The 10415-nt window shown below is 52.5% G+C and carries 7 protein-coding genes; 1 reads left to right on the top strand and 6 read right to left on the bottom strand.

Annotation, left to right across the window (positions count from 1 at the left end; all coding sequences use genetic code 11):
• Positions 1–317 precede the first annotated feature (317 nt).
• The 6 genes from ALO_RS03980 to ALO_RS04005 form a co-directional block, all read right to left on the bottom strand.
• Positions 318–2033: a carbon starvation CstA family protein gene (locus ALO_RS03980; RefSeq protein ID WP_004093205.1), complete on the bottom strand. Its 1716-nt coding sequence runs from the start codon at positions 2031–2033 to the stop codon at positions 318–320.
• 237 nt (positions 2034–2270) lie between these two features.
• A complete protein-coding gene (locus ALO_RS03985) occupies positions 2271–3653 on the bottom strand; it encodes a nicotinate phosphoribosyltransferase (protein ID WP_004093206.1) in 1383 nt (460 codons plus the stop codon).
• 30 nt (positions 3654–3683) lie between these two features.
• Positions 3684–4586 carry an NUDIX hydrolase gene (locus tag ALO_RS03990; protein WP_004093207.1) on the bottom strand — a complete coding sequence of 301 codons (903 nt, stop codon included), beginning with the start codon at positions 4584–4586 and terminating at the stop codon, positions 3684–3686.
• Between the two features lie 185 nt (positions 4587–4771).
• Complete coding sequence (locus ALO_RS03995; RefSeq protein ID WP_004093208.1) at positions 4772–5251, bottom strand: hypothetical protein; 480 nt, start codon at positions 5249–5251, stop codon at positions 4772–4774.
• 45 nt (positions 5252–5296) lie between these two features.
• Positions 5297–6934 carry a DAK2 domain-containing protein gene (locus tag ALO_RS04000; protein WP_004093209.1) on the bottom strand — a complete coding sequence of 546 codons (1638 nt, stop codon included), beginning with the start codon at positions 6932–6934 and terminating at the stop codon, positions 5297–5299.
• A 178-nt stretch (positions 6935–7112) separates the two neighbouring features.
• On the bottom strand, positions 7113–7955 hold the full coding sequence (locus ALO_RS04005; RefSeq protein ID WP_004093211.1) for a DegV family protein: 843 nt from the start codon (positions 7953–7955) through the stop codon (positions 7113–7115).
• 298 nt (positions 7956–8253) lie between these two features.
• Here ALO_RS04005 and ALO_RS04010 point away from each other — a divergent pair, with 298 nt between their 5' ends.
• Entirely contained in the window at positions 8254–10380 is a 2127-nt protein-coding gene (locus ALO_RS04010) for a cell division protein FtsA (RefSeq protein ID WP_004093212.1), read from the top strand.
• The last annotated feature ends 35 nt before the right edge of the window (positions 10381–10415 follow it).

A 10415-nucleotide genomic window follows, 5' to 3' on the forward strand; every position in this document is an offset into this window, starting at 1 on the left:
GGCCGGCCTGGGCGTTGGGGTCGGCGGCGGTGCCGGCGAAGGCGACGGTTTGGTGGAAGGTGAAGGTGCACAGGGCCAGGTGGGCCATGATTTTTCGCGCTAGAAGATTCTTTTTGATTGCCATGGGGTCACCTCGGTTCAATGGTTTAGAAGGGAAAAAAATGGTTTCCAGGTCGAGATTTTACTATTATTGTATAGAACAATGGTCTGATTGGCCATCGGACTTTGATCCTGGTTTTTTATGGATGGTTTGTAGAGCTTTTGTACCGCAAGAAAGGCCGGCCTCGTCCAGGCCAGCCTTCCGGTTACTCTATAATTTACTTGGCTATGGTAGTGGGATTGCTTTTTTTGCCGGACATCATCGCGACCGTGGTTTCCGCACCAACCATGATGGACAGGATGATCAGGATGAGGGAAACCCAGGGAATGGCCGGATGGCCTAAGCCCTTCACCCAGCCGGTATGAAGATTAATCAGCAGAGCCCAATTGGACATGAGGAACATGAATATGGCCGGAACAAAAGCGGTCATCCAGTACTTGGAGTCCGTCTTTTTCAGCCAGATGGCGATACCCACCAGAGCCAATGCAGCCAGCAGCTGGTTGGAGGCGCCGAATATGCCCCAGAAGGTCAGCCAGGCCGGCACCGGATTGCCTTTGGCATCGGTAATGGTGGCGAAGATGAAGAACACCGGAACACCGGCAGTCAGGGCAGTGCCGATGATTTTGCCGGCCCAGTTTTTCCAGCCGGTCATTTCTTCGATGATATAGCGGCCCAAACGGGTGCAAACGTCCAGCGTATCATATACGAAAGTGGTGAAGGCCAGGAGGCCGAAGCTGATGCCATATACCGCCGGAATTCCGATCAACTCCAGGAAACTACCGATACCGGAGGCGTAAATGAAGTTCGGCGCTTTCGACAGCAGCGGCGAATCTTTGGCCAGAATCATAACACAGGCCAGGGAAACCGCCGCCACCAGACCTTCCAGCAGCATGGCGCCATAGCCGATCGGCTTGACATCACTTTCTTTCTCGACCTGTTTACTGGTTGTACCGGAAGAAACCAGCGCGTGGAAACCGGAACAGGCGCCGCAGGCAATGGTAATAAACAATACCGGCGCCATCGGGTACCAGAAGTTTGCATCCATACCGCCAGGGCCCAGTTTAGTGAACGCCGGGTACTGGATGGTGTAGCCGCCGAAAATGACGCCAATGGCAGCGGCTATCAGGGCGATGTACAGGAAATAGCCGCCTAAAGCGCCCCGAGGCTGCAACAGAAGCCACATAGGCATAATCGATGCGATCAGACAATAGACCAGGATCAGAACGCCCCATACCTTTTGGGCAACGGCAGGATTATCGATGGGCAGGCTAACCGGCAGGTACCCGCCGGCCCAGATGGCTACACCCACCAGCGGCAGGAAGATACACAGGGCTGCGGTTTCCGAGAGTTTCCCGGTTTTCAGCAGCAGACCCATAATAATCGGCAAAATCAGGTACATGATCGAAGAGGAAGCAATGGCGCTGCCGCCTATCTTGTCGCCGTTCTCCAGGGTAATAGTGCCTACAAAGGAGCTGGCGGTAATATCAGTAAAGGCAACAATGATATACACCAGAGTAATCCAGATGAAAATCATAAACAGGACCCACGCCCGGTTGGAAACATTGTTTTTGATAACTTCGGTAATGGAACGGGCTTTATGCCGGATGGAAGCGATCAAAGAACCCATATCGTGCATGCCGCCAATAAAGATCGAGCCAATGATGACCCAGATCATAGCCGGCACCCAGCCAAACATAACGCCGGCCAAAATCGGACCGTTAATGGGACCGGCAGCCGCGATGGCTGAAAAATGCTGTCCCATCAGCATGCCTTTCTTGGCCGGAACGAAATCTTGCCCGTCGTTGACTTCCATTGCCGGTGTTTTAACGGCATCATCCAGTTTGAATACCTTTTTCGCAAGAAAATTGCCGTAAGTCTGGTAAGCGATAAAAAGGATGATTGCAACTCCCAGTACGACATACAAGACGTTCAAACAAATCACTCCTTTTCTCAATTTTTTTTAAATTTTTAAATTAAATATATTTTAGCACTATTCCATTAAACTGGCCATATTAAATCTGAAAAAGAACAGATATTAAGATGAAAAATTAAATTTTTCATCTTAATATTATAATGTATACAATATTATAAAAACATTTGTGTTGTCAAGATGGAATCCTCAGAAAAGGAACTTTTTTTAATTATTTTTTGATTTGCAGATCACAGCCGTCTACTTTGTCGGGTGGAGTTCCAGATTAGAATTTTGGCCTTCGCCCCTCCCTACTTTGGTCATGGCGTACCAGGCCTTTTTGCCGGCCTCACTTTGCCAACCCTTACCCGGTAAGTTGACTCGCACAATGTCAGCGGTAAAATCGTTGTTTTGACCGCACTGGCTGCAATTTTCCAGAAGGGACGACCCCACCCCGTAGATATCTACCGGCACGGCATGCTTTTCAAAGCGGGTGATCTTTTCCACATTGAAGCCGCCGGTTACCACAATCTTGACCTCCTGGCACCACTCTCCGGCGGCGTCTCTGGCCGCCTCCGTCAGGGGCCAGTCCTCATAGGCCCGGTTCATGGCATGACGCATATTCCAGACCAGACGGGGATTGACTCCCAGATCCAGTTTCTCATCTCCCAGGGGAGCAACGGACACGTCTCTCATGTTGCCTGATGTATCCGTCCGCACGGCGAACAGGCGGTATTTCTGGGCTTCTTCTGTTTCTCCCGCCTGGAGGAGTTCCCAATACTTGTGGAACATTCGCTCCATCACTTTCAGAGTGTCAGTTACGCAGTCGTTATGAAAGTCTACCAGGGCAATCCGCGGCACATCCACCGGCATAATCCGGGCAAACTGCATCATGGCTTCAGCGGAGTCCCCCAGAAAACTGCAGATGGAGGCATGGGCAATAGTGCCGCCGCCCTTGCCTCCCCACCAGTCTCCCTGGTCATCAGTGGAGACAAAGCAGCTGGATGACTTGGAAAATTTGTGATTATATGCCTGAACCGCCAGAGAATAGGCATATCCGTGCAGGGCCTGCTGTTTGTAATGAGCGAATCGGGCCGGGAAAAACAGCACGTTTTTGCCATTGGCGGCCACCAGCACATTATACACATTGGTGGCTACCCGGGATGTTTCAGTCAAAACCCCTAAAATCGGCGTTTCCAGCTTGGCAAAATCCCGGTAACGGCCCCGGACTTTTAAGACTGGCTGAACGTGATAGGGGTTGCCGTCATAATAGGCAAAGGTACCATCCTGGACCGCTTCGATTTCCAATTGGTCATATGTATTCACAAACTCGCCATTGACATCAAAATAACCGGTGCATTCCTCCAGAAGAGCCAGGGCTTCATCTACGCCGCCAATCAGGGTTTTGGGCTTTCTGCGGGTGAAAAACTGCATTTCCACAATAATATCGCCATTTTGAACGCCGGAACAGTCCAGTCCCGGAATATCACTCTCGCCGGTAAAGGTATATTCTTCCCGGGACAAAGTCTCCAGGATATGCGCGATGTTGGAGAAATAGGCGTCTGTGTACCAGCCGGCGCGCATCCGGGCGGCATCAATTTTAAAAATGCTTTTGTCCAGCCGTTTGTTGTTGAATACGCTCATGAAATCACGTCTCCTATCTAAGTCAGTTCATTAAAATACGTCTTCCACCCAGTTAGGATTATATTTATATAATTTAGACGGCCGGTGGCCGGCATCGGTTTTGCGCATGTTGGTTTCAGCCACCATGGGAGCAATCTTGCGCCGGAAGTTGGCTTTGAGAAGCTCCCGGTCAAGAATAACCTCATAGACCTGCTGCAGTTCGGTCAGGGTGAAATATTCCGGCATCAGGCTGAAGGCAATGTCGGTATACTCGATTTTATTGCGCAGGCGCTCCAGACCGTAGGAAATAATATCGGTATGATCGAAAGCAATGCCGCAGCTGTCGACGATTTCCCGGTTAAAGCGAGTGACTTTGCCGTCAATCGTCTTGGTAATCTTCATCACGCCGGAAAGGTGAACGGTCTGATTGCTCAGCCGCAGTTCCACCAGCTGCTCTACCACACTGCCCCGGCCGGTATTAGTCCGGACCTCCTGCAGCACCTGCCTCTCTACGCCGAACCAGCGGGCATCGGCGGCGTCATCGCCTGCCTGCAGTTCGATGGCCCTGTCCAAAAGAGCCATATAGGCGGTGCTGACAATACGGGTGCGGGGATCCCGCCGGGGAGAACCGTATGTATAGAGCTGCTCCATATAGATATGGTCAATGCCGGTTTCTTCTTTCAGTTCCCGGGCAGCTGCCGCATCCAGGCTTTCGTCCGCATTGACGAACCCTCCCGGCAGAGCCCACTGTCCGATGCAAGGATGGTCGCCCCGCCGCACTAACAGCACCTTTAATTGCTTCTCCGGCAATTTGCGATAATTGTCCTCATCCTGGTCCATCACGGAAAATAGCAGCATGTCCACCGTGACTGAGATCCGGTCGAATTTACCGGCATCGTAACCGGCCAAAAACTCAGTTTCAGTCAGTCCGCTTTTGTTGCGCAGCTCATCCATGTTCCCACCGCCATTCATATAGTATCTTTCTATTAATATCATAATGTTATTATCATTATAATACTAATTGTGATATTTGCAAGAAAAAGTTAAACGAATATTCGACAAAAATAAAAATAGCACCTCTGAATGACCGGGCAGATCATTCGGAAGCACTATGATTGCTGATTATGGCTGCTGTAACATTATAATACGACGAGACGGAATGTAATCCACTTGGGCAGCGTCTCTTCAACCCAAATCTTGCTGCCGGCAGTTGGCGGACGAAGTCCCTTAAAGTTCGATATCTTCTCCACTATGATTTGAATAATCCGCCCGTCATAGTTTTTGGTATAAACCTGCCCTTCTTCCACCAGGGACAAAGGGCCGCCGAAATAAAACTGCATCCAGTAGTCATACTTGATTTCAGGGTCGGCGCCGTCCTTTTTCACCCAGAAAGAAACGACCGACGTAGTCCATTGAAATCCTTTGGTAACATCAGGCTCCCGGTAAAGATAGGCCCGATAGTCGGTGTGATTGAACTTAAACTCATAGCCCTGAAATTTTAACACCTGGTTGGCATTATCATTGGCATTAACGGTATACAAAATTTCCTCGGCCTCGCACAATGGGTTGAAGCCGAATATGAACAAGCACAGCGTTAAAATAAAGAGCAGTCTTTTCATCTCGCGCCTCCTATCATTACTAAGCGTCTACCTGGGACAGGCCCGCTACTCTACGCTGATGAAGAAGTGATAGTACGGTTGCCCGCCGGCATAGAGCTCTACTTCCAGTCGGGGATAAGAACCCTGTAATTTCTCTGCCAGGCCCTCAGCCTCCGCCTGACTGATATCTGAGCCGTAATAAAGGCTAATCAGTTCACTTTCTTCCCCGGCAAGCTGTCCTGCCAAAGATATCAGCACGGATTCCAAATCGACGCCATCTACGGTGATCTGACTGCCAACCAAACCGATGAAGTTGCCGCTGGGTACCAGACGGCCGTCCATTTTGCTGTCCCGTACGGCTTTGGTCAAACTGCCGGCTTTTACGGTCCCAATCCGTTCGGTCATAACCTGAATGTTGGCAGCGATATCCCGCTGGGGATCAAACGCCATCAATGCGCTGAATCCCTGGGGTATATTCGTGGTAGCGACTACCTCTACCTTGTCGTTCATCAGTTTTTTTGTTTGCACTGCCGCCAGCTGGATGTTCTTATTGTTGGGCAGTATAATGTAGCGTTCGGCTGTACCGGCGTGAATCGCGGCGATAAAATCCTCTACCGGCGGGTTCATGGACTGGCCGCCGTTAATGACGATATCGGCGCCCAGTTTATACATCATGTCCGACAATCCGTCGCCGCTGACAACGCTGATGACTCCCAGGGGCGTCCGCGGTTTGGCCGTCGATGCCATCGAGGTAATAATCCGGTGATGATGCTGATCGGCCATATTGTCGATCTTGATGTCATGGAGCGTGCCCCAGGTAATGGCCGACTCTAACACATTGCCGGGCCGGGCGGTATGGATATGCACTTTCAGGAGTTGTTCGCCTTCGGCTAAAACCAGTGATTCTCCCATGGTTTGCAGCAGTTTTTTCGCTGCCGCAAGAGGCTGGGTGCAGTGTTTGACGATAAATTCAGTGCAGTAGGGGTGAGATATGTCAACTTCCTCTGCCTCCCCGATGGCGGGTACGCTTAGCGCCCGGTCAAAATCCGCTTCCGGGCCGGAACTAATCCCCAGCAGCCCTTCCCGGCAGCCGGTGAGAAAAACAATCAGGCCTTGCCCGCCGGCATCCACCACTCCCGCAGATTTTAAAACCGGCAGCAGTTCCGGCGTGCGGGCCAGTTCCTTCTTGCCCGCCGCAATGGCCTCTTCCAGAATGACTGCGAAGGAATGGTCCTCCCGCACAGCCCGGCGGGCTCCCTTGGCAATCCCCTTGGCCACCGTCAGAATGGTTCCTTCCACCGGCCTGGAGACAGCCCGATAAGCATAGAGCACCCCATACTGGAAGGCTTTTCCCAACTCAGACGAAGTGGCTTCGGTCTTACCGGTCAAACCCCGGGCGATACCCCGGAAGATCTGGGAAAGTATGACGCCGGAATTCCCCCGCGCTCCCATAATGGCACTGTCCGCCGCCCGTTTGGCCAAAGCGCCGATGCCTGTAACCTGAGCCGACGATACGGCCTTTTCCACCGCCGCCAATGTTAACAGCATGTTAGTGCCGGTATCTCCGTCCGGCACCGGATACACGTTCAGATTGTTGATTTTCTCATGTTCCCGCATGAATGTATGATAAGCGCCGACCATCATGCGCCGGAAGTCGCTGTCAGTAATCATTTCTTTGGATAGATGTGTTGCGTTCAAGTTCACTATATGCCTCCTTGGTGCCTAGTTTGGCTGGTTGCCTGCCATCATCTGCGGCCTGGAACCTGGGACCGTTCAAAAAGGTCCAGATGCTAGGCGCGACGAGGACGCGCGCGCAGACAGTACGTTCGAGAGGGTACGGCAAGCGCGCGCCCGCAGGAGCAACGACGCAGATGGGCCTTTTTCAACGGTCCCCTAAGACTTCGTGACAGATGATGGCTAACACCGGCCCCAGATGCGTCGCCAGAACCGGGCTGCCGGTGGTCAGGGAAACCGGCACATCGGGATACAGTTCTCGTACCTGAGCCGCCAGTTTAGCCCCGTCTTCCGGAGCTTCGATATGGATAACCCCGATATGAGCCAGTTTCGGGTATTGGCTCAGTTCTTCCACCATACGCTGCACGGCTTTGCCCTGAGTCCGGGCTTTATCAAGGACATCCACCTTGCCTTCGGTCAGATATAAGACCGGCCGGATTTGCAAAATAGTGCCCATCAGAGCCGCCGCGCCGCCGATACGACCGCCTTTGTGCAAATAGTCAAGCGTTTTTGGCACAATCATAGTATGGGTCACATCAGCCATATCCTGCAATCGGCTGAAGACTTCGTCGGCCGAATGCCCGGCCTGGATCATAGCCAGCGCCATTTCCGCCATTTTGGCCATGCCGACGGCGGTGGTACGGGAGTCCAGTACCCGGATTTTGCCTCCGGCTGCTTGGGCGGCAACCTTAGCGCCGTTAAAGGTCCCGCTTATCCGGCTGCTAATAGTAATGACAATCACTTCGTGGCCTGCGGCCACGAGCGGGGCGAAAACAGCGGCAAAATCTCCCGGTGCGGGCTGGGATGTTTTGGGAAATATATTGGATTTCTGACTAAGGTCAAACAATTCCCGGCAGCTCATTTCCGGTTCAGGCCATTCCCTGTCACCTAAGATTACTTTTAAGGGTATGACATGCAAATTATCATATTTCTTTAAAAAATCATCCGGCAGGCATGCGGTGCTGTCAATTACGATATGTACGTTTGGCAAATCTTTTTCCCTCCTGCATACTCTCCTATGGAATATTGTATCAAATTTCCCGGCTTAAATATACTAGTACCTTAAATTAGAAAGACGCGAGGCCTCGCGTCTGAATTAGCACCTGGTATAACACCTTGATATTAGATTATTCGCCACAGCTAGCCGTTATTCCTCCTGCAACCTATTTTTCCCCTCTAATCGCTGAAGATGCTGCCCGGCTAAAGGATTTTGTCAAAGCAGCGAGAATTTTAGAAAAAATGGATGATACCATCTAATAAACTGGATACGAATGTAAAAGGAGTTTGCCATGAACAACCAGCTTCGGTTTGCACTAGATATCGGAACACGCAGCGTAGTCGGTCTGGTTGGCGAACAGACCGCCACAGGAATCGAAATCATTGCCTATGCCCGCCGGGAGCATCACACCCGCGCCATGGTGGACGGACAGATTCACGATGTGCAGCAGGTGGCGCAGGTCATCGGAGATATAAAGGCAGAGCTGGAAAAAATCTGCGGCCCGTTGAAACAGGTCGGGGTTGCCGCCGCCGGCCGTTCCCTGTATACCATGCGCTCCACAGCTCAGATTGATGCGGTTTCCCGGGGTCTCCTGACCCAAGTGGATGAACGGAACCTGGAACTGGCTGCCGTGCAGGCGGCCCAGCAGCAGCTGGCCACTTCCAACTCTGTAGAGGACCCCACCAGTTATTATTGTGTGGGCTACAGCACCATGGGATATTATCTGGACGGCACCAGGCTGACCAGTCTGGCGGGCCAAAGGGGCAAGACGGCAGCCATTGAGTTAATTACCACCTTTCTGCCCCGGCAGGTCATTGATTCCATGCAGTCATCCCTCCAAAACGCCGGACTCGAAATGTCCACCCTGACTCTGGAGCCCATCGCCGCCATTAATGTCCTGATCCCTCCCACTATGCGCCATCTGAACCTGGCTCTGGTAGATATCGGCGCCGGGACCTCGGACGTGGCGATTACCCATGGTGGATCCGTGGTAGCCTATGGCATGGCGCCGTCAGCCGGGGATGAAATTACCGAGGCCATTTCCAATCATTATTTGCTGGACTTTAATGTGGCGGAAACGGTAAAACGCCAACTCATGGGCAAACCTAAAACTATCGCCTTTCATGACATACTGGGCGCTACCCGGCAGGTGTCCTCGGAGGAGATCGTCACCGCCATTGCCGCCAATATTGCTGAACTGGCGCGGATTATCGCCGCTCAGATCATGGCTCTGAATACAGCGGCGCCCCAGGCCGTTATCTTAGTAGGCGGCGGCGCCCTCACCCCCATGCTGCCGGAAGCCGTAGCCGATGTGTTAGGCCTGCCGGTGGACAGGGTCGGCATCCGTCGGTTGGAAACAGTAGACGGCATCGCAGGCATTCCGCCCGAATTATCAGCACCTGACGGGGTTACGCCTCTGGGCATTTTGAAGTTATCAGGCAGCAATATCTTAAACTTTGTCAATGTGATCGTCAATGATCAACCGTTAAAACTGTTTAATTTAGGCAATCTGACGGTAGCCGACGCCATGCTGGCCGCCGGCATCGACGTTCGGACCCTTCATGGCCGGGCTGGATTGGGTTTTGCCGTCACAGTGAACGGCATTACCCAATTCCTGCCGGGAACATTGGGCCAACCCGGACAAATTGAACTCAACGGCCTGCCGGCGGAATTCTCCACCATCCTGCAAGAGGGGGACTCACTCAAAGTCGCCGGCGGCGCCGACGGCAAATCCCCATCAGTCAGACTGGACGAAATCGTCGATATTCCAAAGGCCTTTTCGGTTAGCATTAATCAGTGCGCTCATACCATTTACCCCATTCTGACCGTAAACGGGCAGCCGGTTGTCCCGGAACAGCTGATTCAGGACCGTTCGGATGTAACTTGCCGCCTGCCTAAAACTCTGGCCGAAGTTCTGACTGCCGCCGGCGTTTCCTTAAATCCGCTGACCTATCGCTATATGATGAACGGTTATGAACGGGAATTTCTCCTTCGTCCGGAATACCAGGTGGACCGTCTCCCGGCCAACGAACTCACTCCGGTAAAACCCGACGCCGAAATTTCCGTTATTCCCCCGGCCGCTCCCATGCTCTTGCATGTATTGGGAATTGACGCTGCGACCGAAGAAACCGTGTCGGTCAGCTTCAACGATTCCCCCTGCCTGCTGCCGGTCCGCCGCTACAGCCTGAACCTGGACGGCCATCCGGCCCAGCTCTTTGACCTGGCTCCCGATGGCAGCCGCATTGATTATACTGTATTTGAAGCCCCGCCGACAGTCAGCGATGTGCTGGCCGCCGCTGACTTTCACACCCAGTCCCTTCCCCCCTGCAGTCTGACCACCCTGCTGTTAAACGGACAGCCCACCGAATTCACGGCGATCGTCAAAAACGGCGACAAGGTGGATCTGATCATTCGCTAATCGTTCTAATTCAATAAAAAAACAGCCGGCAAGCG

Origin of the sequence: Acetonema longum DSM 6540 (assembly GCF_000219125.1) — a bacterium.
Lineage (GTDB): Bacteria > Bacillota > Negativicutes > Sporomusales > Acetonemataceae > Acetonema > Acetonema longum.